General features: G+C 44.1%; 30 protein-coding genes. 17 read left to right on the top strand and 13 right to left on the bottom strand.

The window, feature by feature from the left end; genetic code table 11:
- Positions 1–8 precede the first annotated feature (8 nt).
- A complete protein-coding gene (locus tag KCV26_09240; GenBank protein WZX35514.1) occupies positions 9–260 on the bottom strand; it encodes a sulfurtransferase TusA family protein in 252 nt (83 codons plus the stop codon).
- A 49-nt stretch (positions 261–309) separates the two neighbouring features.
- A complete protein-coding gene (locus tag KCV26_09235) occupies positions 310–876 on the bottom strand; it encodes a DsrE/DsrF/DrsH-like family protein (GenBank protein WZX35513.1) in 567 nt (188 codons plus the stop codon).
- Positions 877–1,008: 132 nt separating this feature from the next.
- Here KCV26_09235 and KCV26_09230 point away from each other — a divergent pair, with 132 nt between their 5' ends.
- On the top strand, positions 1,009–1,686 hold the full coding sequence (locus KCV26_09230) for a Crp/Fnr family transcriptional regulator (GenBank protein WZX35512.1): 678 nt from the start codon (positions 1,009–1,011) through the stop codon (positions 1,684–1,686).
- A 9-nt stretch (positions 1,687–1,695) separates the two neighbouring features.
- On the opposite strand, the gene KCV26_09225 is transcribed toward KCV26_09230, so the two are convergent.
- From KCV26_09225 to KCV26_09180, 10 genes are all read right to left on the bottom strand, one after another.
- The gene (locus tag KCV26_09225; GenBank protein ID WZX35511.1) at positions 1,696–2,310 is read right to left on the bottom strand and encodes a tetratricopeptide repeat protein; all 615 of its coding nucleotides are present in this window, start codon (positions 2,308–2,310) and stop codon (positions 1,696–1,698) included.
- Entirely contained in the window at positions 2,298–3,611 is a 1,314-nt protein-coding gene (locus tag KCV26_09220) for a hypothetical protein (GenBank protein ID WZX35510.1), read from the bottom strand. Before KCV26_09220 ends, KCV26_09225 begins: the two co-directional genes overlap by 13 nt.
- The gene (locus KCV26_09215; GenBank protein WZX35509.1) at positions 3,593–5,764 is read right to left on the bottom strand and encodes an urea transporter; all 2,172 of its coding nucleotides are present in this window, start codon (positions 5,762–5,764) and stop codon (positions 3,593–3,595) included. Before KCV26_09215 ends, KCV26_09220 begins: the two co-directional genes overlap by 19 nt.
- A gap of 20 nt (positions 5,765–5,784) precedes the next feature.
- On the bottom strand, positions 5,785–7,140 hold the full coding sequence (locus tag KCV26_09210; protein WZX35508.1) for a hypothetical protein: 1,356 nt from the start codon (positions 7,138–7,140) through the stop codon (positions 5,785–5,787).
- A 2-nt stretch (positions 7,141–7,142) separates the two neighbouring features.
- Positions 7,143–8,192 carry an ATP-grasp domain-containing protein gene (locus KCV26_09205; protein ID WZX35507.1) on the bottom strand — a complete coding sequence of 350 codons (1,050 nt, stop codon included), beginning with the start codon at positions 8,190–8,192 and terminating at the stop codon, positions 7,143–7,145.
- Entirely contained in the window at positions 8,185–8,430 is a 246-nt protein-coding gene (locus tag KCV26_09200; GenBank protein WZX35506.1) for a PqqD family protein, read from the bottom strand. The genes KCV26_09205 and KCV26_09200 overlap by 8 nt, the downstream gene beginning before the upstream one ends.
- 202 nt (positions 8,431–8,632) lie before the next feature.
- Positions 8,633–8,998 carry a hypothetical protein gene (locus KCV26_09195; protein ID WZX35505.1) on the bottom strand — a complete coding sequence of 122 codons (366 nt, stop codon included), beginning with the start codon at positions 8,996–8,998 and terminating at the stop codon, positions 8,633–8,635.
- Positions 8,999–9,040: 42 nt separating this feature from the next.
- Positions 9,041–9,607: a hypothetical protein gene (locus tag KCV26_09190; protein WZX35504.1), complete on the bottom strand. Its 567-nt coding sequence runs from the start codon at positions 9,605–9,607 to the stop codon at positions 9,041–9,043.
- Complete coding sequence (locus KCV26_09185; protein ID WZX35503.1) at positions 9,600–9,893, bottom strand: hypothetical protein; 294 nt, start codon at positions 9,891–9,893, stop codon at positions 9,600–9,602. The genes KCV26_09190 and KCV26_09185 overlap by 8 nt, the downstream gene beginning before the upstream one ends.
- A gap of 45 nt (positions 9,894–9,938) precedes the next feature.
- Positions 9,939–10,478: an RNA polymerase sigma factor gene (locus KCV26_09180; GenBank protein WZX35502.1), complete on the bottom strand. Its 540-nt coding sequence runs from the start codon at positions 10,476–10,478 to the stop codon at positions 9,939–9,941.
- A gap of 216 nt (positions 10,479–10,694) precedes the next feature.
- On the opposite strand from KCV26_09180, the gene KCV26_09175 reads away from it, so the two are divergent.
- From KCV26_09175 to KCV26_09130, 10 genes are all read left to right on the top strand, one after another.
- Positions 10,695–11,282, top strand: a complete 588-nt coding sequence (locus KCV26_09175) for a TetR/AcrR family transcriptional regulator (GenBank protein WZX35501.1) — start codon at positions 10,695–10,697, stop codon at positions 11,280–11,282.
- A gap of 181 nt (positions 11,283–11,463) precedes the next feature.
- A complete protein-coding gene (locus KCV26_09170; protein WZX35500.1) occupies positions 11,464–12,978 on the top strand; it encodes a F0F1 ATP synthase subunit beta in 1,515 nt (504 codons plus the stop codon).
- 22 nt (positions 12,979–13,000) lie between these two features.
- Complete coding sequence (gene atpC, locus KCV26_09165) at positions 13,001–13,255, top strand: ATP synthase F1 subunit epsilon (protein WZX35499.1); 255 nt, start codon at positions 13,001–13,003, stop codon at positions 13,253–13,255.
- Positions 13,252–13,689 (top strand): hypothetical protein, encoded by a 438-nt coding sequence (locus KCV26_09160; GenBank protein WZX35498.1) that lies wholly within the window; start codon positions 13,252–13,254, stop codon positions 13,687–13,689. The genes atpC and KCV26_09160 overlap by 4 nt, the downstream gene beginning before the upstream one ends.
- Positions 13,686–14,801: a F0F1 ATP synthase subunit A gene (gene atpB / locus KCV26_09155; GenBank protein WZX35497.1), complete on the top strand. Its 1,116-nt coding sequence runs from the start codon at positions 13,686–13,688 to the stop codon at positions 14,799–14,801. Before KCV26_09160 ends, atpB begins: the two co-directional genes overlap by 4 nt.
- Before the next feature lie 15 nt (positions 14,802–14,816).
- Positions 14,817–15,071, top strand: a complete 255-nt coding sequence (gene atpE / locus KCV26_09150) for an ATP synthase F0 subunit C (GenBank protein ID WZX35496.1) — start codon at positions 14,817–14,819, stop codon at positions 15,069–15,071.
- A 7-nt stretch (positions 15,072–15,078) separates the two neighbouring features.
- Positions 15,079–15,579, top strand: coding sequence for a F0F1 ATP synthase subunit B (gene atpF, locus KCV26_09145; GenBank protein WZX35495.1), 501 nt, complete (start codon positions 15,079–15,081; stop codon positions 15,577–15,579).
- 11 nt (positions 15,580–15,590) lie between these two features.
- Positions 15,591–16,145, top strand: coding sequence for a F0F1 ATP synthase subunit delta (locus tag KCV26_09140; GenBank protein ID WZX35494.1), 555 nt, complete (start codon positions 15,591–15,593; stop codon positions 16,143–16,145).
- A gap of 10 nt (positions 16,146–16,155) precedes the next feature.
- Positions 16,156–17,739: a F0F1 ATP synthase subunit alpha gene (gene atpA / locus KCV26_09135; GenBank protein ID WZX35493.1), complete on the top strand. Its 1,584-nt coding sequence runs from the start codon at positions 16,156–16,158 to the stop codon at positions 17,737–17,739.
- A gap of 3 nt (positions 17,740–17,742) precedes the next feature.
- The gene (locus tag KCV26_09130; GenBank protein ID WZX35492.1) at positions 17,743–18,618 is read left to right on the top strand and encodes a F0F1 ATP synthase subunit gamma; all 876 of its coding nucleotides are present in this window, start codon (positions 17,743–17,745) and stop codon (positions 18,616–18,618) included.
- A gap of 21 nt (positions 18,619–18,639) precedes the next feature.
- Here KCV26_09130 and KCV26_09125 read toward each other — a convergent pair whose 3' ends face one another.
- Positions 18,640–19,332 (bottom strand): Crp/Fnr family transcriptional regulator, encoded by a 693-nt coding sequence (locus KCV26_09125; protein ID WZX35491.1) that lies wholly within the window; start codon positions 19,330–19,332, stop codon positions 18,640–18,642.
- 175 nt (positions 19,333–19,507) lie between these two features.
- Between KCV26_09125 and KCV26_09120 the strand changes: the two genes are divergently transcribed.
- From KCV26_09120 to KCV26_09095, 6 genes are all read left to right on the top strand, one after another.
- Complete coding sequence (locus KCV26_09120; GenBank protein ID WZX35490.1) at positions 19,508–19,855, top strand: thioredoxin; 348 nt, start codon at positions 19,508–19,510, stop codon at positions 19,853–19,855.
- A gap of 72 nt (positions 19,856–19,927) precedes the next feature.
- On the top strand, positions 19,928–20,854 hold the full coding sequence (gene trxB, locus KCV26_09115; protein ID WZX35489.1) for a thioredoxin-disulfide reductase: 927 nt from the start codon (positions 19,928–19,930) through the stop codon (positions 20,852–20,854).
- Between the two features lie 588 nt (positions 20,855–21,442).
- Positions 21,443–22,462 carry a Gfo/Idh/MocA family oxidoreductase gene (locus KCV26_09110; protein ID WZX35488.1) on the top strand — a complete coding sequence of 340 codons (1,020 nt, stop codon included), beginning with the start codon at positions 21,443–21,445 and terminating at the stop codon, positions 22,460–22,462.
- A gap of 15 nt (positions 22,463–22,477) precedes the next feature.
- A complete protein-coding gene (locus KCV26_09105; GenBank protein ID WZX35487.1) occupies positions 22,478–23,230 on the top strand; it encodes a PIG-L family deacetylase in 753 nt (250 codons plus the stop codon).
- A 26-nt stretch (positions 23,231–23,256) separates the two neighbouring features.
- Positions 23,257–24,189, top strand: a complete 933-nt coding sequence (locus KCV26_09100) for a hypothetical protein (protein ID WZX35486.1) — start codon at positions 23,257–23,259, stop codon at positions 24,187–24,189.
- A gap of 1,089 nt (positions 24,190–25,278) precedes the next feature.
- A complete protein-coding gene (locus KCV26_09095) occupies positions 25,279–26,313 on the top strand; it encodes a L,D-transpeptidase (GenBank protein ID WZX35485.1) in 1,035 nt (344 codons plus the stop codon).
- Positions 26,314–26,339 lie beyond the last annotated feature (26 nt).

Genomic DNA, 26,339 nt, shown 5'->3' with positions numbered 1-26,339 from the left:
GCAAAAGTTTATTTTTTCTTCATGTATACTTTGAAGTATCCGTTTTCTTCCACCGCACCCAGGTACTCATGACCTTGCTTACCGCACCATTTCGGAATATCCACCTTGGTTCCCTCGTCTGCCGAAAGAATTTCCATCACATCGTTTGAATGGAGGGTACCTATGGCCTTTTTAGCTTCCAGTAACGGGCCTGGACAAGCTGTACCCCGTGCGTCTACCGATTTTGCTACTGTCAATGTTCTTAATTCTTCTGTTGTCATAGTTGTAAATGTTTACTAATTATATATATGTGTCGTTTTTATTCTTCGCTTAAATAAACCATTGCATACTGCTTTCTCCGGCATCGGCGACAAATGTGGTGGCTCCGGCATAACGAAGATGAGGATAATCGATCATCTCCTCTTTCTTGAAACCCATCAGGTTCATCGACATTTCACAAACCGTGATTTCCACTCCCAGTTCGGCAGCTTCCGTAAACATCGCATCAAGCGACATCACGTTTTGCTTCTTCATCAGTTTTTTAATCATCACCGGCCCCATACCGCACATGTTCATATTCGACAACTTCAGTTTGTTGCGTCCATTGGGAAGCATCATTCCAAACATTTTCGAGATAAAATCTTTTCCTCTTACCTTTTTCCGGGGATCACGCAATGCGGACAACGCCCAAAAGGAGAAGAAAAGTTTCACTTGTGTGTCCATGGCTGCTGCAGCCAGGGAAATAATCATGGCCGCCAGAATTTTATCCATATCGCCCGATACGATGGCAATAGACAACTGGTCTTTACGGGAAACTTCTAGCCGGTCGGCTTTTGCCTCCAGGCTTTCCAGTTCCGCCTGGAGTTTCTCCAGGGTCAGGGTATTAATACTTTCCATTTAAAAAGATGTTTTTGAGTGAATTAACCGGACGCAAATTAAAGATATATTTCTTTAATTATTTGTTTTTACCGGGTGAACATTCTTACAATATTTAGTGATAAATGTCACATTTTTATCTATTTTTGCTGTATGAAAAACGAATGCATCGATTGTGCCTGTGTGATGAAATCATCGAGCACACTAAAAAATTGTCAGCTTGAGATGTTGGAGAACAACCACGCGGTGGTAAAATTCCGCAAAGGAGATTCCATCATTAAACAGGGCGTTTTTTCCACGAACGTTATCTTTCTTCGGAAAGGACTGGTAAAAATTCATATCACAGGGCCCTATCGCGAACAAATTGTCCGCCTTATAAAAGCACCAACCTATTTGGGTTTACCCACTACACTGGGTGACAAGATAAATCAGTACAGCGTTACGGCAGTATTGGACTCGGAGGTTTGTTTTATCGACATTGAAGTTTTTAAACGTGTGCTGGAAGAAAACAGGGATTTCTCTTCCTATATCATCATGGAGTTGTCCAAAAGCGAGCTGGAGGCTTATCGCCGATGCGCCAACCGCACGCAAAAACAAACACGCGGCAAGCTTGCTGACGTATTGCTCGACTTTTCCGATACTATTTTTAATTCGGATGAGTTTGTCCTGCCGGTTTCACAATCGGATATCGGAAACTGGGTGGACGCAGGCAGAGAAAGCATCAACCGTGTCCTTTCGGAATTCGCTACCGATGGGCTTATTGAGATGACGGGAAGAAACGTGAAAATACGCGACAAGAAACTCCTGAAAATGATTAGCCAAAACGGCTAGAAAAAATGGCTATTTTAGAAGATTCAACCCCTCTTTTGCTGACTGGTCAGTTGGAGAGATGATAAGAACAATATTGAAGAGTCGCTGGGCATCGTTTTTTTTGTTGAGAAAATATTTTGTCCAGGCGCTCATCAGTGTTGAATAGTAATCGAAAGGATACATGGTTTGCACCAGGTCAAAATATTTTTCAGCCTGTATAAAATCTTTCCGGTAATAATAGATATTTCCCAGTGCATAATTCACTTTTGAGTTTGTCTTATCCAGCGACAGGATTTTTTTATAGACCGTTTCCAGTTCATCCGTTTTCTTTTGTGCTTCTAGCGGATAACAAATTCCCAACAAGGCTTCAACAGCCTGCGGTGCTAAACTGATGGCCTGATTATAAAATTTTTTGCTGCTCTCGTAATCCTTAGCCAGGTAATACAGCCAGCCGAGGCGCAACGATTTGTGATAATCGTATCCGTTCAGGACATTCAATTCCGCTATGGCTTTCTGATAATCGCCCGACGATTCGTATCGATAACTGTCTGCAAAAACCTGAGATGAATTCACTTGTGCTGAAACTGTTGCTGAGAACAACAACAAAAGGATAAACCATCCGCTTTTTTTATTTAAAGGTTCCATGTGAATGCAATATTTAGGAGGTGATTGTTGTATTTATAGGCAGAGTAGTTGATCGCAGAATAAGCATATCCCTCTCTTTGTTGCCACTGGTATCCTGCAGACAGCATGACATCTCGGAAAAAGCAGGAAAGAGAAAGCCCGGCAATGGCCTTCACGGGATCGTACGTGTCATACACCAGAAAAGAGCGTTCGGAAACGTAATTCCGGTGATTTCCCAGGCTTATGTTTCCGTCGAGCCACAACTGTTTGGTTAACTTTACTCCGAGGCTCTGAGAGAATATAAGTTGAGTGTCCGTCCAGGCGTCTTGGTTGCGGATGACTGCTGCAGCAGTTGTTCCGTAAAAATTGAGATTACCTAACGGATAATAAGTAAGCGATCCCTTTACCTGATACTGGTGCCCGCCCCCAAAATTGGAATAGGTTGCAGCAATCTCGGGTAAAGTGTACGCAAAGCGTTTGTTCAGAAATACTAGTGCAGAAAATGCCGAAACGGATTTTCCGCCTGAAGTTGTGAAGATTCTCCCGGTTCCCGGCCCGAATCCCTTTCCTCCGCCTCCGAGAGTATAAATGGCTGTCCTATCAAACAATTCAATGAAGTAATACCCCCCTGCAACTCCCCACAAAACATTGTTTTCCGTAAAGAATTCCAATGTCCCAACCAATTGATGCTGAGCGAGTTTATCGGTCTGAGCAAGCCCGGCGGCTGTATACTGTTCGAAATTCGTGTTGTACACTTGGTAGCCGAGTTTAAATCTGGAACGGGAAGAAAGATTAAAGCCCAATCCTAAGCTCGTGAAAATCATATCTCTATATTGATTGACGGAATCGTTTCCCGCAAAATCAGAGTGTATATCCGGTGTATTGTCGTTTGTCATATATCCGCCCGATAATGAAATGTAATCTACGGCCGAAGGCTTGTATCCTATGGTTACCTGCGTGTGCGGCGCAAGCGATCTGGCAACGATAGCTGCGTTTTCTTTCTGTCCGCTTAACAGATAGGAGTAGTAAAGACTTTCCTGCAAAATCGGGTCATCTGGGGTTTCGGCGAGCGTCTTTCTGTAGAATTCTGCTGCCTTCGCATAATTTTTCAGTTCGTAGTAGGCAATGGCGGTCCGGTAATTGAGGTAGTAAAAATTAATATGTTGCTCACGGGCCTTCTTACCCGTTTCTATCAGGTTTTTGTAATCCTTGTTGAGGTATTGCTGATATGTGAGGCTGTCTAATTCTCTGCGCAGGCTGTCCTGAGCAAGAACCGAAGCCACAACCATGACTATAATTAACGTTACGCCCAATCGATACATAATTTTTCGTTTTGGAAATGGATTTCAATGCTGTTTTTTAAAACCGTCACCGATGTTTCTTTCCGGCGGTTTTTAAAATGAAACGATACCGTATTTGTTTGTGTCAGGTAAACAACTTTTTCGGGAAAATGCATGTTGTCCACCTCTATCAATTCCGACCGGTACTTGATTCGAGTAAAAATTACAAACGGAGCCAACAGGTCCTGGATCCACCTTGTTCCGGTGGGGTGCTCTTTCGTCAGGGGAACGAAGTCCTTTACAGGAATTTCTTTTTCACAGGAAAGCAGGAGTTTAAAGCAACTCCGATAAAAAAGATACAACGGCGACGATTTTTTCCCTTCAAAATCGGTAAAATAGAACATTGTGCCGTCGTTCTCCAGGTAAGCCATCGATTTTGTTTTCCGGCAATATATGTACGTTTTGTTATAAGCATCCGTAGCTACCGGCCACATAAAATCTTCGCCGTTGTATTTTACACGTAGCAGTTTTCCCGGTTTAGCCTCAAATGCGTCAAGCAACAGACCCGATGCCACTACATTCCAAGCGGTTGAATTTTCCTGCGGAACCTCACCGATGCGCAGTACTCTTTTTCCCTTTGCTTTTTCGAAAAAATACCCGATTGGATACGGATGGGTTGCCGCACCGATTTCCGGTGTCAGCTGCACTTGAAAATGAAGATGAGGCTCCGGAGAGCGTCCCGAATTACCACATGCGGCGACGACGGTTCCTTTCGTTACAAAATCGCCGGTGCGAACCTTGAAACTGTCTTTCTTCAGGTGACTTATCTGTGTATATAATCCGTTTAGGTGATTAATAATAATTGTATTGCCCCAATTTTTCCGGGTGTCAACCTGGTTTATCTCATTGTCTCCGGCAATGTTGCTGATTGTATAGACATAACCGTCAGCAGGAGCAAGAACCGGTTTGTTGTAACAGTAGAAATCTTCTTTCTGCGCACACCTGCCGAAGCAAGTACTCCCCTCTTCATCCATAATCACAAAGTCAAGCGCTTTTCCCCAGGCGCCCAAATGCGTGATAGCTCCGTCGTAGCCCTGACTGACCGTCCACTTGTCTAAAAATGGAAGTTGCATCTTAAACAAGGTTTCCTGTCCAAAACGTTGCATGTAGTTTACATTCTTGTACACCGTCTTTTCAGGATTATAATATTGTATATAGGGGAAAACAAAAAATCGGTTCAGGCTTCGCTGCCTTAAAATGAACAACAGCAATATCGACAAAAGACTGAACGACAAGGTATATGAAGACAACCCCATATTCAAAATAAGGTTTTCGATACCTGTATAAAAAAGGAAAAGCACCGGGGTAAGCCCGACAACCAACAAGTAGCTGTACGCGTTGGGGATAATAAAGAAACTGCCGATAGCCATTCCCCAGAAAATATAATTCACCCCGGCCAGGTTTTGGGTCAGCTGCTGAATATCCACTCCCATCATTTTGCTTGTCACAAAAGCAAAGAAAAATCCCAGAAAAGCCACCGTCGATTTAATTCTCGAATGAAACAGCAACGCAATTACAACAATCACCCCCACTAAAATGCTGTCGGTAAAGAAAATTGAGGCCATCGTCTTTAAGTAAAAATAGAGCATCTGCGGGATTTCGGTATTATCGAAAAAGTGCACGGCATTATACCAGGGAACTTTCATCTGTTCTGCCAGAACAATTGTAAAACGGTCGAAAGGGAGAATGGGCTGGATATGGGTAAATGTTTTAAATGAAAGGTCAACTACAAACAACGTGAATACAAACGGAAGAGTGAGGATGGGAACTTTGTATTTGGATAACAGGGTTTCAAACCAGATCGTCAGCATAAATCCCAAAATAACAGAAAAAAAGAAAAGCACAAACAGCGCCGGGTTCACGTGAAACTTATATACCATACTGATCCCGATAAAAACAGCGTTGAAACCATATAGCCCGGTTCTGATTTTTTCTTTCGAGAAACCGAGCAGGTGCGCCATCAGGTTGGTCAAGACCACCGCAGTAAGCCCACCCAATCCCAACCGGTAATCGAGCATACTGACCGTCAGTAAAATGACGGCGTACCATCTATCCTGAGAAAAGAATATCTGGGCATAGCTGTTGATCGTGCCATTCAAATGCAACTCACCGATGGATTGAATCTGCGATTTCATTTACCAATCCTTTTTACACTTTACAACTTGAAAACCTTTAGGTGATCGGGTACGTTTTCGTTTTCCACGATAGTTTCCACGGTTTCGTTTTTCCGGATTAAATGCACCTTCCCGGTGGTGTCTATCATAACTACATTCGGCCGAAGCGTGATAAACTGCATCCATTGTGTCATGTTGTATGCACCTACTTCGTGAACCACCACACGGTCACCCTTCTTCAGCAAAGGCAGGCTCACACTTTCACGAAGGCAATCGATATTCATACACAACGGGCCATAAAGCGCCATTTCTTCGGCATGCTGCGTAAAATCCTGTGCGGGCGATACCCGATGATTGTACCAGAATGAGGTAAACATGATGTTTACACCGATATCGAGAACGGTTGCCCGCCTACTGTCAGCCAGACGTTTCGTAGCCAGGACTGACCCCAGCAGGTACCCGGCCTCGTCGATCAACGCCCGCCCTGTTTCGAGGATCAACAAGGGTAATTCATCGGGTTTGAAACCAAAATGCAAAAGGGTGTTCACAATAGCCTCGGCATAATCGTCAAAATTGGGAATTACATCAACACCCTGCAAATAAGAGCCCTTCAGCGTGTTCGAAGAACAAAATCCGCCACCCATGTCCAGGTACTTGACTTTAACACCGGCAGTGTTTGCCGTAGCTTGTGCCAACTCACACATTTTCCGGGCAGCAACCGCATATGCGTTTGCCGTAAGCATATAGGTACCGATGTGACAGTGCAGGCCTTCCAGTTCGAGATTTTTCTGTGTCACAATCTTCATGATAGCATTCCATGCCTGTCCGGATTCATAATTGAATCCGAACCTGTCCCATTGTGGATAAACACCCGTATCCATATTTACACGAATGGCTACGCGTGCGCTGTAGGAGGTCCCTTCCAGCATCTCGATAAGTGAATAGAGTTCATCGAAATGGTCGATATGAATAAGCGAACAGTTTTCGACAGCCTTTTTCAAATCTTCCACCGATTTATCAGGGCCGTTGAAAATGATAAGGTTACCCGGCACTCCGTTGTGTAGCGCTTTTTGGTATTCAAATCCTGATACCACTTCCGCCCAGCTTCCTTCCTGATGAAAAACGTTGCAGACCGCATCGAGATAGTTGGTTTTATAGCTCCAGGCAAACTGCACTTTCGGGTAACGCATTTTAAACGCCTTCAACGCACGTTGATAGGTTTGACGGATGGTTTTCTCGCTGATCACAAACAAGGGTGAACCGTACTGATCCATCAAGTTGTTTACGGAAACACCATCGATCTGTTTTACGGGTGTGTACTCGGTTCTGCTGCCGAATTTATTGAGTAAGCCCGTATTCAGTTTTTGAATGACAGGGCGTTCATAGGTAGGTTTCATCTTTACATTTCCCCCGTTGTTGAAATTTTTTCAAATTCCGTAATATCCACAATCATATCGTAAGAATAGCGGATGAACATTTTCCCGCTTTTATATCCGGCAAATGGTTTTACCTCTTCACCCAGCGCCATTTTCACCAATGCTTCGGCGTGGTTTTGCCCGCATCCGTTTGCCAGGTAAACCCAGGCTGGAAAACGCGGATTCATCTCCAGCAAATAATATTCATCTTTCTTGGTTTTGATAAACTCCAGCTCGCAGCCACCGCGCCATTTGCTGTTTTCAATCACCCGGCGTGTAATTTCCATCAGCGTATCATCTTCCAGCGAAATGCCCGACCACGCTTTTCCTTTGTCGGTGATGTAAAGCTTCCGCATCGGCACGGCACCGATACAGTTGCCATACCCATCACCAATGGCGGTGACGTTCACTTCCGTTCCGGTCACAAATTCCTGAACAATCACCGGGTAACCCCACTTGGACACTATCTTGTAAAAACCAGCGCTTGCCTGTTCGTGAGAAGAAGCAACGTATGCGTCGTAATACCTGCCTTTGATAACCATGGGATAATCCAAATCGTCTTCCAGTTTTTTCAATTCCGAAAGCTGATTTATCATATGGCTTTTCGGCACCCTTACGTTGTATTTTTCGCCAAATTTGTTCAGTTCCGATTTCTGTCGTTCTTCAAACGATTCGTGAGAAGGCAGAAACGTGGCAATGTCCAGCTCCGATTTCAATTGCTGTTGTATCTTGATGAAGTTGTGCAGTTCTGCATCAAAATTGGGAATGATTACATCTATTTTCTCAATGCCCGCAATATATTGCAGCCTTTCTTTCAGCATTGAAGATCCTGCGGTGGGTAACGGCAACTGATACACTTTGTCCACCAGTTCGTGCATATAAATTCCCGGTTCCAGGGTCTCGTACGAGAATCCGATAATGCGCACATCGAATTCACTGCTTTCCTTCAATGCGCGAATGACAGGAATCCCGGGTCCCGGGCTGTCTATATTGTTGAGTCCGCTTACCCCGACGGTAATTTTTCTTTTACTCATTTTCGGTCAGCTGGTAACTTTTCAGTAAAGACAAGAAATCGTAAAGGTCCTTTTCGGCGGTGTAAGTATCTAATTCGTATTCCTCCTGGAGTGCCTTCATGATATCTTCATTACTGTCACCCTCTTTCATTTTACGGAGAATAAATACACCCGTCTGATTAACGCTGAAACTGTCTCCCGTAAGGGGATTAAAGATAAATCCGTTTTCGCTGACAGCAATGTTTTTTCTAATATCCATAGGCTTTGATTAATTAATCTTGATACTCCTGTATTGAGGTAAAACGGTGTCGCCAAAACGCTGTAAATTTAGTATTTTGAATTGAAACTCAACATTCCTGCGTAATAAATTTTTCTGCAAACACCCAATGGCTTTCTGATGTACAAACTAAATTCGCATAATTGGGCTAAATGTTGGTATCGGGTGCTTTGATTTTTGTGATTTATTCCCTGCGGTCACAAATGCCGTTTTTATTGGCATCCACGAAATTTACCGCACTCCCTTTACCGTTGCGAAGCCCTATGCAGCAGCCTTGTCCCCGGCCTCGCCGCGGCATGCCTTTTCCGTTACGGAAGCCCATCCCCCGGCCGCTTCCGTCAAGCAGGCGCTGTTTTCCGTTTGCATTCGGATTTCGCGGTGTCCCGTTCTCAAAATTGTCGCAAACACCGTTGTTGTCTTTATCCACAAACGCAGGTCCGTTTTGAGTGGAAGTTGTTGTGTCTTTTCTGACCGGATTCTGATTCTGAGCAGTTACCATCCCTACCGATAAAACAACTGCTATAGCTGAAATAAAAAGTTTTGTTTTCATCTTTTCTGATTTTTAATTGTTAGTTATGTGCTTCTATCTTATTTATTGCAATCTCCAACCGCGCCTGTATCTGTGCCTGTATTCCTGCCCGCGACCAATGCTGTCGTTCCGGTTGTATCTTCTTCCGAAATTGGCTACCGTCCCGTCTCTGAAAAGCGGAAGAAAGGCCCCCTGTAAACGCTCGCATTGTGAGGAATCGCATACTGATTTTATTTTCAGGTAAAAGTCGTTGGTGACATTCTTTAGTTCGGCATGATGCCTGCCTAAATGAGCCGACAAATTATGCAATCTTGTTGAGTCGGGATGAGTCCCGTTTAACTCCTCAAACATCTCGCTTTTCAGTGAGTCCATTTCGAAAATCAAATCATTGGCAACGTATTGAAAATGGCGGTTCGCTTCCCTGAAAACCTCCATCTGGGCATCATTGAATCCAAGTTCCTGTCTGAAAAAACGTCCGGTCAAGGGGTTTGGCCGGTTTTCATCGAGAACAATTGCCTGGTTGTCGTCTTTACTCTGCCTGTTATGGTAGAAAATGGTCCCGATGGTTGCCAGATTCAGGATAACCAGCAATGCTATTACGAACCACAGTATTTTGTTTGTCTTATTCATAATTTTCGAGGTTGTAATATCCTAAATTTTCCATCTGGCTGTCGTTGATGTTCATAACCGTTTCCGGCGATGTGCTGTCAACATAACTGTTACCGATTGATATTCCTAAAAAAACAACAGCGGCTACGCTCGCAGAAACGGCAGCAACTTGCCAAACCGGATTTTTTTTCACTTCCGGCTTCTGCAACTTTTCAATGTTTGCCATCACGCGGCTGCTTAAAAACGGATTAGGTTCCGTTTGCTTTTCGCGTCGGATAAAATCATCTATTTGATGTTCCGTTTTCATTCTTGTTGTTTGTTTAATGAGTTAGACACGATGACATTTAATTTCCTACGGATGTGTGCTTAATTTTTTTTGCAAATTGTTTTTTGCCCGTTGCAAAAGTTGCTCAACGGCACCTTCCGATATATTCATTACAGAAGCAATCGTTTTCTGAGGCAGTTCTTCGTATTTACTTAAGACAAAAGCCGTTCGTTGCTTTTCAGGCAACGAATCGATTGCTTTACGGATACGCTGGTCGCGTTCCGACTCTTCCAGTTGTTCCAATGGCGTTTTTTCACCGCTTGGCTTGTAAAAAATATCTTCGAGGGATTGCAAGAACCGGTTTTTTCGATTTCGATTGACGAAATTGATGCTCATATTCGCGGTAATCCTGTAGAGCCATGTAGTAAATTCCGATTCACCTTTAAAGAACACGAGCGACTGATACGCTTTCATAAAAATATCCTGGGTGATATCCTCGGCATCTTCTTTAGAATGAACGAACCCTAAAACGGTGCGAAATACCCGTAATTGGTATTTCTCCACCAGCATTTTAAAGGCAGAAGTATTGCCCGATATTATTTCGTGTATGAGTTGTTCGTCAGACATTTACTCGTTTCAGCATTCAATAAGATATAAGACACCGGAAAATAATTTTTCCTACGGTAAAGGTACAATTTTTAGCTATTCAAGTATATTTATACTTAGGATGAATGGTCACGCACGGTGTTTACCCCCTTATTTCAATTAAAAATAAAACCGGTAATCGTAAATAAGATCTATCTTTGTAATCATGTTCTCTTTTACCGTCAAATAATTATTACAATGGAAATTACGCCAAGACAACTGGAAATTATTGAAGCAACCGGAAAAATTCTTACTGCTTCGGGAGCTAACGGGCTAACGATTAAAAATCTCGCAAAAGAAATGCAGTTCTCTGAAGGCGCTATTTACAGGCATTTTTCGAGCAAAGAAGAGATTATTATTATGATGCTTAAATATTTAAAAACCAATATCAGCAAAATATTAAGTAACCTGACAAAAACCGGCGATGTAGAAAAAGATTTTGTAATATTCTTCACTAGACTTAGCCTCTATTTTAAAGAAAATCCATATTTCGTGGTTACGGTATTTTCGGAAGGATTAATGGACGAAAGTGATAAGATAAATAACGAAATATCTGGTTTAATGACCCTTACAAGTAGCCATCTGGAGCAAATTCTCCAAGAAGGCCAAAAACAAGGAACCTTTATTCAGTCCGTTGCATCAAGCGATTTAACGATGATATCATTGGCCACCTTTAAACTGCACATGTTTAATTGGAAGTTCAATAAATTCAAGTTTAACCTGACAGAGAACATCGGGAAAATGTCTGCTTCTCTCTTGGCTCTTTTAAGACGCAATCCGGATTAACAAACTAAATAATCCACAAGTGCATCCGTTTTGTTGCTAACGGGCAACAACGTACAAATAAATAAGCAATCAACGCAGTTGGTACACAAGGCAATTACCGTTGCTATGAATTAAAAAAGGTTTTGTCGGATATATTTTGTATATTTGTAGAATTAGGTTTCCTCCTCTTTATTTATACATTATGACTCATCTTATTGGATATATATCACAAATTATCGGGCCAGTAGTTGACGTATACTTCGATCTGAAAAAATCAAAAGAGTTGCAGCTCCCCGCACTTCAAGACGCACTTTCCGTCACCAGAGACAACGGACAGAAATTAATACTGGAAGTACAACAGCACATTGGCGAGTTTACGGTCCGTACCGTGGCCATGGATACCACAGACGGATTACGGCGCGGGACAGAAGTGAAAGCATTGGGACAACCGATCAGCATGCCTGTAGGAGAGCAGGTGAAAGGGCGTCTGATGAACGTGATAGGTGAAACTATAGATGAATTGAAACCGCTCGACCACTCCGGAGCTTACCCCATTCACCGTCCTTCTCCCAAGTTCGAAGACCTGACTACAAATCAGGAAATTCTCTCCACAGGAATAAAAGTAATTGACCTGCTTCAACCGTATCTGAAAGGCGGGAAGATAGGACTTTTCGGCGGAGCTGGTGTTGGCAAAACCGTGCTGATCATGGAGTTGATCAACAACATTGCCAAAGGTTACAGCGGATATTCCATTTTTGCCGGGGTGGGAGAACGCACGCGCGAAGGGAATGATCTTTTGCGCGAAATGATCGATTCGGGGGTGATCCGTTACGGCGAAGAGTTTAAAAAAAGCATGGACGAAGGGAATTGGGATTTGAGCAAAGTAGATTACAACGAACTAAGGAAGTCACAAGCCACATTGGTTTTCGGACAGATGAACGAACCTCCCGGTGCCCGGGCATCGGTAGCGCTTTCGGGACTCAGTATTGCCGAATCGTTTCGTGACCAATCGGGTGAAGGCAACGACATCCTCCTTTTCATCGACAATATCTTCCGGTTTGTGCAGGCCGGTTCTGAAGTTTCAGCCCTACTCGGACGAATGCCTTCAGCAGTAGGCTATCAACCTACACTGGCAACAGAAATGGGCCTGCTGCAAGAACGTATCACATCTACCAAACAGGGCTCTATCACGTCGGTACAGGCTGTATATGTTCCGGCGGATGACCTTACCGATCCGGCTCCGGCAACCACTTTCTCATACCTGGATGCCACCACCGTGCTGAGCCGTAAGATTTCGTCGCTTGGCATCTATCCGGCTGTTGATCCTCTGGAGTCATCTTCGCGTATCCTGGATCCGCTTATCGTGGGAGAGAATCACTACAACACGGCCATGCGCGTAAAACAACTTCTGCAACGTTACAAGGAACTTCAGGACATTATCTCCATCCTGGGGATGGAAGAACTTTCGGATGAAGACCGGATTACAGTAAACCGTGCCCGGAAAGTGCAGCGCTTCCTCTCCCAACCTTTCTTCATGGCAGCACAATACACGGGACAACCCGGAGTAATGGTTCCCATTGATGAGACTATCCGGGGATTTACTATGATCCTCAACGGCGAACTTGACTCGTATCCTGAAATGGCTTTCCTGAATGTGGGCACCATCGATGAAGCCATCGAAAAAGGGAAAAAATTAATGGATCAATCACAGCTGTAAGAGTAATTTACATTCTTCGATCATGCAATTAGAAATTATCTCTCCCGAAAAAATGATTTTCACCGGCAGTGTCAGCTCCGTCACACTCCCCGGCGCATCGGGTTCATTTCAGATACTGGAAAATCATGCATCCATTATTTCATCACTGGTGAAAGGAAGACTTTCGTTTGTAACCCACCAGAACGAACTGATCGAATTGCTTGTCGAAGATGGTTTTGTGGAAAAGAACAATAATAAGGTAACGGTTTGTTTGGAATCAATTATCAAAGAATTATGAAGAGATTAGTCAGGCATTTTCTCATCGTTCACACGGTTATGTTGTTTGCAGCAGGGTTCGGAGTATGGTATATATTAAAAATATTTTCCCCCGACACATTAATTGATGCGTACTTTGTGCTTCCGCTTTTCTTCTACATAACCGGATTAGTATTTATTTTCATTATGATGAAAATGCCTAAAGACAATCCCAAGGAAATAGTGAATATGTACATGCTGTTGCGGGTGATAAAAGTATTTATTGGAGTGATAATCATCACTCTTTACTGGTTCCTGGACAAAGAGCAAATACGCAGTTTCGCCATTATTTTTATTATTTTTTACCTGATCTATCTCGGAATAGAAACCTATATCTATATGAAAATAGAAATGTATCTGAAAGAAGAACAAAAGAAAAATAATCCGGTTAAAAAGAAATACCTGGAAGATCGATGAAGTACCCGTTTCACATATGGATGTGGGTGTGTGGACTATTTTTAATGGCTCTGCCCCTTTCGGCCTCACCGGAATCTAGTCCGGACCCACAAGCCGAAGAATTGAATGTGAAAGAAATGATTCTTGAACATCTGGCAGACACATACGAATGGAAAATTACCGGCTGGGATAACGGACACATCACCGTTCCGCTTCCGGTCATTCTTCACAGTAAGACAAGCGGATGGCACCTGTTCCTTTCGTCGAAATTACATAATGATGAAAATTCATTTAACGGATTCTACGTTACCCACGAAGGAAAATACAAAGGAAAAATTGTGGAAAGAGATGCTTCCGGAGCCGAGATAAGGCCGTTTGACCTTTCGCTGACCAAGAATGCTGCATCGCTTATCTTTTCATCCATTTTGCTGATTATTCTCGTAATGAGCGTTGCCCGTTCACTGAGACGCAATCCGATGGAAGGGAAAAAAGGATTTATCGGTTTGATGGAGATGTTTATTATGTCCATCCATGATGATGTTATAAGACCTGCCGTCGGTAAAGACCATGCTCGGTACGCTCCATTTCTGCTCACGGTGTTTTTCTTTATTTTTCTGAACAACCTCCTGGGGCTTGTCCCTGTTTTTCCGGGTGGGGCAAACGTCACCGGAAACATAGCTGTAACGATGGTTTTGGCCATTTCAACCCTGCTTGTTGTCAATCTTACCGGAACAAAAGAATATTACAAGGAAATTTTCTGGCCCGATGTACCTAAATGGCTGAAAGTTCCGGTTCCGTTGATGCCCGTTATCGAACTGGTTGGGGTTTTTACCAAGCCTTTCGCGCTAATGATCCGTCTTTTTGCCAATATTACCGGCGGACACTCCACCGTGATGGGGTTGACGGCCATTGTTTTTGTAACGGCAAGCATGGGTGCAACCATAAACGCGTCCATGACGGCATTATCGGTTATCTTCACTGTGTTTATCATGCTGGTGGAGTTGCTGGTAGCCTTTATACAGGCGTATGTGTTCACGATGCTGTCTGCCGTCTTTATCGGGATGGCACGCGTAGAATCGCATCAGAAAGAAAAAGAACTTGTGGAAACAAAATACAAGACAATAAACAAATAAACTGATTAAAAAACTATGGAACTACTTTCAATTTTATTACAAGCTACGGGCTCAGGCCTGGATGTTTTTGGTGCAGCCTTAGGTGTTGGTATCGCTGTTCTGGCCGCCGGATGGGGAATCGGGAAAATCGGCACATCCGCCATGGAAGGGATTGCCAGGCAACCGGAAGCGGCAGGAGATATCCGCATGAACATGATTATTTCAGCTGCCCTTATAGAGGGAGTAGCCCTGTTTGCCGTCGTAGTCTGTGGATTTATCCTGATAAAATAGCACCGGTATGTCCCTATTGACCCCCGAACCGGGACTTGTGTTCTGGATGTCGCTCTCGTTTGGAATGGTTGCATTCATTCTGATGAAATATGGATTTCCCGTAATCCTACAGATGGTGAACAAACGGAAAGGGTATATCGACAACGCGTTGTTGGCAGCTAAACAGGCGCATGAAGAGCTGGACAAGGTGAAAGAGAACAGCCAGACAATTCTGGAACAAACTCGCCTGGAACAAGCAAAAATACTGGAGGCTGCAGCACAATCGCGTGACCGGATACTTGAAGAAGCCAAAGAGCGTGCCCGTATAGAAGCCGATAAAATCATCACAGATGCTCAAAAACAGATTGAAATTGAGAAAGAAAGCGCAGTACGGGCCATCCGTGGCGAGATAGCATCCCTTTCAGTGAGTGTGGCCGAAAAGATACTTCGGGAGAAACTGAACTCAGAGGAAGAACAATCGAAAATGATAAACCGGCTAATGGACGAAGTAATTATTTCAAAATCGTAATTCTTTCCTTAATGAACACAGGACTTATTTCCACCCGATACGCTACTGCTTTGCTGGATTTTGCCGTAGAACAAAACCTGCAGGAAAGAGTGTATTCAGAAATCAAAACACTTCTACATATGTATTCGGAGGTGAGCAACTTCCGGGAAGCCTTGGCAAATCCAGCCATAAGTATACCGGAAAAAAGAAAACTGATTCATACTGCTTCAGGGGAAAGTATCTCTAAACCGTTGGAACAGTTTATCGATCTGTTGCTCAAAAATAAAAGGGAAGAGCGGCTGCAATATATAGCCTTGCGCTTTTTGGAATTATACCGGAAAAAATTCAACATCTTAAGCGGAACGCTTATCACGGCCACTAAGGTTGATAAACCCACGTACAACCGATTAAAGTCGTTTATAGAAAGCAAAACGGGTGAAACATTAGAATTGGAACGACTGACAGACGCATCCATTTTGGGAGGTTTTATACTTCAAATAGGCGATAATCGATTGGATACAAGCGTATCGGGACAACTACTCCGGATAAAGAGCGAATTGAAAGAAGTGAATAGAAAAATCGTCTGATAATAAAAACATGTCTAACAATATAATAAGAACGAGCGAAGTATCGGAAGTGTTACGCATGCAGTTGCAGGCTATAGACACCGATGTTCGATTCGACGAAACCGGCGTTGTGATGCAGGTGAGCGACGGTGTTGTCCGGATTTACGGACTGCGAAATGCCGAAGCTAACGAACTGCTCCGTTTCGACAACGGTGTGGATGCCATCGTGATGAATCTTGAAGAAGACAACGTCGGTGCCGTCCTGTTGGGGCCTTCGATAGAAATCAAAGAAGGAACAACCGTGAAACGCACCAAACGGGTAGCCTCAGTCTTTGTGGGAGAAGGAATGCTGGGACGTGTCATAAACACGATAGGGGAGCCCATCGACGGGTTGGGAAAAATAACCGGCGAGGTTTATGAAATGCCACTGGAGCGCAAAGCCCCCGGGGTAGTTTTCCGACAACCCGTAAATACTCCTCTGCAAACGGGACTGAAAGCTGTGGATTCCATGATTCCTATCGGCCGCGGACAACGCGAGCTTATCATTGGCGACCGGCAAACTGGAAAAACCAGCATCGCCATCGATACCATCATTAACCAGCGCAGTAATTTCGAAACTGGGGATCCGGTGTACTGCATCTATGTAGCTATTGGACAAAAGGGTTCAACGGTGGCTGCTGCCGTACAAACACTCAAGGAATACGGAGCAATGGATTATACCGTTGTTGTTGCCGCCAACGGAGCCGATCCTGCAGCAATGAGGTACTATGCTCCTTTTACCGGAACTGCCATAGGCGAGTATTTCCGCGATACGGGACGAAATGCCCTGGTAGTATTCGATGACCTTTCCAAGCAGGCCGTAGCCTATCGGGAAGTATCGCTGATTCTTCGCCGTCCTTCGGGACGGGAGGCCTATCCGGGAGATATCTTCTACCTGCACTCGCGACTGCTGGAGCGTGCGGCACGGATTATCTCGCAGGAGGAGATGGCCGTTCAGATGAACGACCTTCCCGAAAGTCTGAGAGGAAAAGTAAAAGGTGGCGGTTCCCTTACCGCTCTTCCCATCATAGAAACACAGGCGGGAGACGTATCGGCATATATTCCCACGAACGTGATTTCCATTACAGACGGACAAATTTTTCTTGAGACCGATTTGTTCAACAATGGCAAGCGCCCGGCCATAAACGTAGGGATCTCGGTGTCGCGCGTAGGCGGAAACGCTCAAATTAAGTCGATGAAAAAAGTAGCAGGAACGCTCAAAATTGATCAGGCTCAATACCAGGAGCTGCAAGCATTCACCAAATTCGGTGGCGATATGGACAAAGTGACGGCAATGACCATCGATAAAGGGCAAAAAAACGAGCAACTCCTCATACAGTCGCCCCATCAACCCCTGAGTGTAGAAAAGCAAATCGCTATCCTCTACTGCGGGACAAAAGGACTGTTAACCGATGTTCCGTTGGAAAAAGTTTCCGAATTTGAAAAGAAATTTCTCCAGATTCTTGAGCTTAACCACCGGACAGACGTACTGGATGAGTTGAAAAAAGGTGTTCTCAACGATGTTGTCACTAACATTCTGGAAACCGTTGCTGCCGACACCAAGAAACAGTTGTAGCCAATGCCTTCGTTAAAGGAAATAAAAACACGGATACAGTCGGTGCGGTCGACACGAAAAATCACGTCGGCCATGATGATGATCGCTTCTTCCAAATTACGGAAAATACAGAAAATCATAGAAAACCTGTATCCGTACCAACAGAAACTGCAACAATTGATGGAGCTTTTTGTGAACTCACAAGATAACCTGGTTTCCCCATTTGCAGAACGACGTCAGATAAAGCGGGTGGCACTTATCCTGTTTTCGTCCAACACAAGCCTTGCCGGCAGATTCAATGAAAATGTAATCTCCCAACTGAAGGTTACGGTAAACGAATATCTCCCTCTAGGAAAAGAGAATATCCACATTTATGCCATTGGTGATAAAGTGTATGAAGCAGCCCGGAAATTGGGGTTTGAGACTCCAAATAATTTTTGCCACATCGCCGACAAGCCCTCGTATGAAGCAACGCGGCAACTGGCCTCGGATCTGATGGAACTTTTTTTAAACAAGAAGATCGATAAAGTGGAGTTAATTTATCATCACTACAAAAGCAAAGGAACACAGGAACTGTTACGGGAAACATTTTTACCCATTACCCTGATGACAGAAGATGAAAGATGGAAAATTCCCCAGCCCGATTATATCGTTGAGCCTGATCCACAAACCATCATGGACCAGCTCATCCCTAAAGTACTGAAATTGAAACTATACACTATTCACGCAGATTCAGTATCATCGGAATATGCCGCACGTACTATCGCCATGCAAACCGCCACCGACAATGCCGAAGATCTGCTGGACGAACTCACACTCCAATACAATAAACTACGCCAGCAATCCATTACTAACGAGCTGTTGGATATCATTGGCGGATCGTTTGGAAAGCCTGGATAATTTTTGAAAGTGAACCTTTTGTTAACCCAACCGCTCTGTTTTTTCCAACTCCGACCGGTCAAGTATAGTGATGTCTTTTCCTTCAAGCACTATAATCCCATCACGCTCAAACTCTTTTAGAAACTTGATGGTACTCTCCGTGGCTATGGAAGCAAAATTGGCAATGTCCTGCCGGGAAAGGTGCGGAAAAACTTCTTGTCCCGAGAATTCATATCCGCTAAGATACAACAGTGCCGAAGCCAGTTTGCCCCGCATCTGCTTATACGTGATATTACCGATAACCGTCAACAATTGACGCTCATCGCGAAAATTTCGCGACGTAATGCGCATGGCAAACTCCGCATTGTTCATCAACAATTGACGCATGTTTTCCTTATCAATCATGCAAACCTGTGTATCCGTCAACGCTATAGCCGATGTAGTGTGTACCGTTTCCCCGAAAACAGAGGCAAACGCCAGAAAATCTCCCGGTTTTGCCAGTTGTAGATTCAGCTGCTTATCGCGTCCGGCTTGTAGGTAAACCTTTACCAACCCATCCATTACCAACAAGACATGGGTGGAGAATGCGCCCTGTTTAAACAACGTTTCTCCTGCCAGATAGGTGAGTTCTGTTTTACCGGAACTGATAAGCGTCAGCTCCTCAGGCTTCAAGTCGCGAAAACAAGCTACCATCTTTTCGCAATTATCTGTATCACTCTCTGGAAATGGGTTCATTTTTCTTACTTTTTCCATCAAAGATACAACCTTTTCATATAACTGACATTTATCAGTCCAAAAACTGACAAAGCTCATTTTTTTTCATGGAGTATGTCAGCCGGTATTCTTCGTTTTCAAACCGATTATGCCATAACTTTGTCGTCGGAAAATAACAATAAAATCAACAATAATTATGAAGTATTTAAGAACTAACATCCACGAGATTGAAACTGCTGAAGAGCTGCAGAAAATTATCGACGAGAACGAAAACGTAATGGTATGCTGCGGACGTATGGGACCGATGTGTATCCCTGTTTATGAAATCATGGAAGAACTGGAAGAAGAACGCCCTGAAGTGAAATTCTACTCCATGGCTTTTGACAGCCCGGAATCGGGAGTTATAAGAAATGCTCCCGAATGCCGCGGATTTATGGGACTTCCTTTCACCATGTATTATAAAAGCGGAAAGGTAGCCAAGGCAACCACCAGCATACAAAATATGCAGCAAATCACATCGAATCTGGATCAGTTTCTGTCCTGATAATTATTTTTTGTATTAATTTCATGAAGATCAATCCCCAAAAGGATTGGTCTTCCTTTTAAAAGAAAGAGTATGGAGAAAATATACGACGTAATGATCTTGGGAGCCGGAGCGGCCGGATTGTCTGCGGGAATCTATGCCTCGCGCGGAAAACTGGATACGTTGATCTTAAGCGAAGGCGTTACGGGAGGACAAATGGTATTGACCAATGAAATAGCCAATTATCCTGGCGTGGAAACGATAAAGGGATACGAACTGGTGGATATTATGAGGAGGCAGGCCAAAAGTTTTGGCTGCACCATCAAGACAAATGTTAAGATTGTACGTTACCAATTAGCGGGTGAAACTAAAGAAGTAGAACTGGAGGACGGAAGAATCTTCCGGGCGAAATCGGTGATCTTGGCCCCCGGAGGAAAACCCCGCTCGCTGGATATTCCCGGTGAAAAGGAGTTCGAAGGACGGGGAATCTCCTATTGTGCCACGTGCGATGCCGATTTCTTTCAGGACAAGCGGTTGATTGTGGTGGGAGGCGGAAACTCCGCTCTGGAAGAAGCCGTAACCCTAACCAACTTTGCATCGCACGTAACGATAGTGCATCAGTTTGACCATTTTCAGGCATTTGCTCATGCTGTGGAAGAGGCGAAGCAAAACCCGAAGATCAGCTTTGTGATGGAATCGGAGCTTCGTGCCTATATGGGCAACGGAACGTTGAAAAAGGTGCAGATCGAGAACTTAAAAACCAAAGCGGTCTCCGAATTGGAGACCGATGGCGTTTTTGTTTTTATCGGCTACAAACCCAATACCTCCGCATTTAAAGGTATGGTAGAGATCAACGAAAGGGACGAGGTCATTGTGGATCCAGCAATGAGAACCAATATCCCCGGCGTTTTTGCCGCAGGCGACAGTATTGCCAAACGCTACCGGCAGGTAACCACTGCGGTGAGTGACGGCACAATTGCCGCACTCAGCGCCACCGAATACGTAAGGGCCAAAGAGTAAATTTCCTTTCGAATTTAACAAACACAATAAAGTCCTGAAAGCCAAATGCTTTACAGGGCCTTATTGTGTTATAATACCTTGTGCCTTACTGTTGTTTATAGCGGTCTGAATCTATGCCGGCAAGTTAATTCAATAAATTACTGATTTGTTATGCTTTTTTTATACATTTGCAGAACCAACAATAAATAATTGAACCTTCCCAAACAAAACGACGTACTGTGAAACAATGGTTCAACGATACTTTCAAAGACAAACAGCTTCTTTACTTTAGTAAAAAGGCGATAGAATCAATTTTTCAGTTTCGCAAGCTTTTTAACTTTTTCGGACAAAAAGCTTGGTTTTTCTTTAACCTATGACTTGTAGTAAAGCAATCATAAGGTTGAATCTTTTTTTACGAAATTCTCAACATAAACACCGTAAGTATTTATAAAATAATTACTCCCTGAACCAAGAAATATCAATGAACAAAGCATTTAAATTTAACAGGACTTGTCAAAAGAGAATGAGTGAGTTTGCCATAGTTGAAATTATTATAAAACAATACATGAAATCAATTAAAACAATTTATAAATATAAATTCAACGTATTATGAAAAAGTATAACGTAGGAATCGTTGGTTACAGTTGGGCTGCAGGCGCCCACATAGACGCAATTAATAGGACCTCTCTTGCACAGGTTACTGCGATCTGTTCTTCGCGGGGACTGGATTCGAAGGAAATCAGCGCCAGGCACGGAGGGAACATCAGGTGTTACGAGGATTATTCGGAAATGATTGCCAATCCCGATATACATGTGGTGTCCATATGCAGTTATCCTGCCCTCCACGCTAAGCAGGCCATTATGGCAGCCCGGGCCGGCAAAAACCTGATCATTGAGAAACCGATAGCCCTCACGTGGGAAGATTGTCTGGCCGTGGAGAAGGCTGTGAAGGAAGCTGGCGTAAAGACATGCGTCTGCTTCGAGTGCCGTTTTTCCGGTCAATTACAAACTGTAAAGTCACTTATAGAACAAGGATTATTGGGGAAAATTCATTATGCGGAAGTTGATTATTACCACGGTATCGGGCCATCTTACGGGCAGTACCGGTGGAATATTAAAAAAGAGGAAGCGGGAAGTAGCTTGTTGTCGGCAGGGTGTCATGCCATGGATGCCCTCTTGTACTGTATCGACAGTGAAGTTGATGCGGTTCATAGCTACTCGACCGGCTCTTCCCATGCCGATTTTGCCAAATATGAATATCCCACCAGCTCCGTTTCGATCATAAAATTCAAAAACGGTGCTGTAGGAAAAGTTGCCTCGGTTATTGATTGTCTGCAGCCCTATTATTTCCATTTCCATTTGGTAGGAAGTGAAGGGAGCCTTTTGGATAATAAATTTTATTCTACGAAAATCAAAGAGTTAAACAAGAATAAATGGAGTGATTTATCCATGAAGCTGCTTGATTCGGGCGATGTGTCCGATCACCCATACCTGCATCAGTTTGAAGCATTTTTTAAAGCAATGGACGAAGGCAGGGAGATGCCTTTAACCAGCTTGGCGGATGCCATGAAAACACACGAACTGATTTTCGCCGCTGATAAATCCGCCGAGGAAAATAATCTTAAATGAAATAACAGGATGGATATGGAAAAAAGAATTGTTGCCATTTTAGCGCATCCGGACGATGCGGAATTCATGTGTGCCGGGACATTGTCCCTGTTTAGAAACAGGGGCTGGGAGGTTCATATTGTCACCATGACTCCCGGTGATAAAGGCTCTGCGGTACACACCCGGGAGGAAATTTCCCGGATAAGGACCGGCGAGGCACGCAGATCCGCGCAGATTATCGGGGCAACCTACCATTGCGTGGGGCTCGAAGATGTGTACATAATCTACGATAGGGAAGCGATAAACAGGACAACCGCCGTGTTGAGAAAGATCCGGCCCTCGATAGTTATTACCGCCAGCCCGACGGACTACATGGTGGATCACGAGACGACCGCAAGGATTGTTCAGACGGCCTGCTTCTGTTGTGGCATAAAAAACATGGAAGTTGATGAAGCGCCCTTCGAGCCGTCACCCTACCTCTATTACGCGGACGCCATGGATGGAAAGGACAAGTTCGGACATGCCGTCGCCCCCTCGATGTATGTGGACATAACGGGAGAGATGCCGGTTAAGGAGGAGATGTTGAAAGCCCATGCAAGCCAGCGGGACTGGCTGCTTGAACACCACAAGGTGGACGAGTACATCCTTTCCATGAAACACTTTGCGGAGGTAAGGGGAAAAGAGGTGAACCGCAAGTACGCGGAAGGTTTCCGGCAACACCTGGGGCACGGGTTCCAGAAGGGAAACGTGCTTGCCGGGATCCTGGAAGAGAATATCATTATCAAGTAAAACACCCAAATTAAATAATTTAAACTATGTCACGAAAAATAAGTATGCTGGCCCCGGACTGGTGGGATTTCACAACACTGGAAGACGAGATTCTGGGCGATGCCGCCAGGTTGACCCCCGAAGATATGCTGGCCCTTTCAAGGCCCGGATTCAAGGTTGTTTTCTACGACACGCTGGAGGACTTCTACCTGGCCGAGGCGCTTGAATACATTACAGCATGGAAACAAGCTACGGCAAGTGAACCCGTCGGGGTCTGCGGCCCCATAGGGCCAACCGAACAGCTCCCGCTGGTGGCCCGGCTGGTGAACGAGCTGGAACTGGATCTGTCAAATGCCCATTTCTGGGGTATGGATGAATGGTACGTGGACGGGAAGGAGATCGGCGTCGAGAGCCCCATCTCGTTCGAAAGGGCGAACAATGAGCTGATGTTTCACAGAATGAATAAAAAACTGCGCATGCCGGAGGAAAACATACACTATCCCGAAGCCGACACCTCGAAATACATCAAAAGTTGGAACACGGGCGTACGGTGTGCGGTAATGCAGGGCGGACAGGGTGACACGAAACATTGGGCCTTTAATGATCCGGTGAAAAGAGAAGGGAAATACAAGGACAACCCTCCCTCGCTGGAAGAGTACAAGAAACTGACCACCCGTGTTGTCGACCTCCATCCCATTACCTGTATGCAAAACGCGAGGACCAGTGCCGGCGGTGTTGTTACGGGAATCCCCTCGCAGGCCTTGACGGTGGGCCCCGTACAAACCTGGCAGGCCGAAAAGGTATCGATCTGGCAGGCGGGAGTACATGACAATCCGTTTGGACAGAGGCTGACCGCATTGATGATCGGGAAAAAGATTATTGACTCCGCCGTGCCCATGTCGCTGCTGGCAGACCACCCCAACGTCCAGTTCAACTACTACAGGGGGGGACTGGGTACCTGCGGAACCGAAATGCATTAACATGCTGGCGAAGAAAAACGAATAGGCAATTGCCTTTGTCTATCAAGGAGGATAGATCTGGAGCGTTGTCCACGTTTATTTACAGGCACGCAAAAAGAGGCCGTCTCATAATAAACTATGAGACGACTTTTTTCTGTCTTCTTTTAGTAGATAATAACATCTAAAAAGATAAAAATAGCCCCTGATAAACCTTATAATGCCACTTTAGCAGGTTATGTGCAATCGAGAACAATACATACTTCACTTCTGCCCTGTCTTTACCCCTGTAGAAGAACCGTTTGCAATTTTTTGTTTTTCAGGGTACCGAAAGTAGCCTCCTCCTTCGGGTAACAACTGTAAAGAATTCACGCTACACAAGATGATCGATGCATGTGATGGTGTCGGAAGTGGTCTGGTGAAGGCGGATTATTTTTGCGGAATTATTTCACCTGGATGAGGTGGAAGTAGTACATTGTCGTTGGACTGTAAAATTTAACATTACTTCTGCACCATTTCAAATAGTCTTAAAATCTCTAATTTTTAAGCAACTAGGCAATTTTTCGTTCATGAAAATGAAAACCGTGAAACAGCCTCTTTATCACTTAAAAATGATTCGCTTTTTCAACCAATATGTCCAACCGCTAATTACAAGCTAATTGGACTTATTCATATCTCATTTATTGCGGAGAGAGGGATTATGAACCTTCTCCTTTCCTTTATCATTATCAATGATTTAATTTTTAAAACCTACAGTCGGCAACGAATTAGGCACAATTTTACAGCACCTTATTTGTCCACTTTTGACCTATATTCTCTGCATATATCTTAGGTTTAAAGATACAATTATTTTTGTAATAAATAACTTTCATAACATCAATTAATTATATTTAATTTAGCGCAAGGAAATGCGAATGCTTTATTCTACTGGTTCTACTACAGAGCGACTACCCGACCTTCTGGGCAAGCGAGAAAAGCTCTGAGCTACCAAACAAATTATGAAATAGTTATTAAATGAATGATCATTTTGTACAGTTTGGTTGTTACATGAAGTAATCAGTTACATAAAACAATTCAAATTGAAAAAAACCACACATATAACAGAATAAACCCATGGAGTTCAAAAATATTCAACCTATTCATATTCTCCTTCTTTTATTCCTCACATTGGTAATTCAAACAGGCTGTAAGCCCGGGGACAGCAGCGACAACCTCACACCCGAAGTCACTACAGAAGACATCGACACAATCCCCATAACGGAAGTAAAAAAAGAATGGACAGCCGCCGATATACAGTTGACAGAAAACCTCGAATACGATCAATATACACTGGAAGATGAGTATCCATATAAGGACACTGTACGTCGCTTTCAATGGGAGAAAGTAAAAGAGAAGATTGCACACCTTGAAAATGCAATGGAAAATGGCGGCAACTGGGGAGTATTCAGTAACTATAAAAATATGAATGGCGAAGCTCCCACCATAGAAGGCTTTGTACGCAACGAATATAAACGCGTGTCCGACGAGTATGGCGTGGAGCGATACCAATCGGTGCCGCTTTATGACGTAACGCAAACCGACAAGATGCTACGCTACGGCAGAGATGGATGGCTCGTAAAAATTCCCGATAGCGATACCACAGAGTTAGTACGTGTGCAGGGTGTATCCTTTGAGGGAGAGTACCTCGTGCCCAACCGTTACCTGAAACCCTGGGGCAACACCATCCGCTTCACCAAGGTGGTAGTAGTTGACGTCACCAACCAGCATGTTGCTCTTCTCGAAAAGCAAGGCAACACGTGGAATATCCTTAGCAAGAACCCCGCCACCACCGGTGTACACAAACCTCCCTATGCCCAGGAAACACCCACCGGTCTCTTTGCTATTCAGCAAAAGAAGGAAAAAATGTATTACCAGCAAGATGGCAGCTCCCAAATTGCTGGTTACGCCCCTTATGCGTCCCGCTTCACCAATGGGGCATACATCCATGGAGTACCGGTACAGCTACCCAGAAAGAATATTATTGAATACAGTGCATCATTGGGCACCACACCCCGATCGCACATGTGCGTAAGAAACGCATCCTCACATGCGAAACTCGTTTTCGAACGGGCAACTGTTAAAGAATCTGTCGTATTGGTAATTGACTGATGGAAATATTCAGAAAAAAGGTATAT

The sequence above is a fragment of the Petrimonas sulfuriphila genome (assembly GCA_038561985.1).
GTDB lineage: Bacteria > Bacteroidota > Bacteroidia > Bacteroidales > Dysgonomonadaceae > Petrimonas > Petrimonas sulfuriphila.
This window is presented reverse-complemented; position numbering and strand designations above follow the sequence as displayed.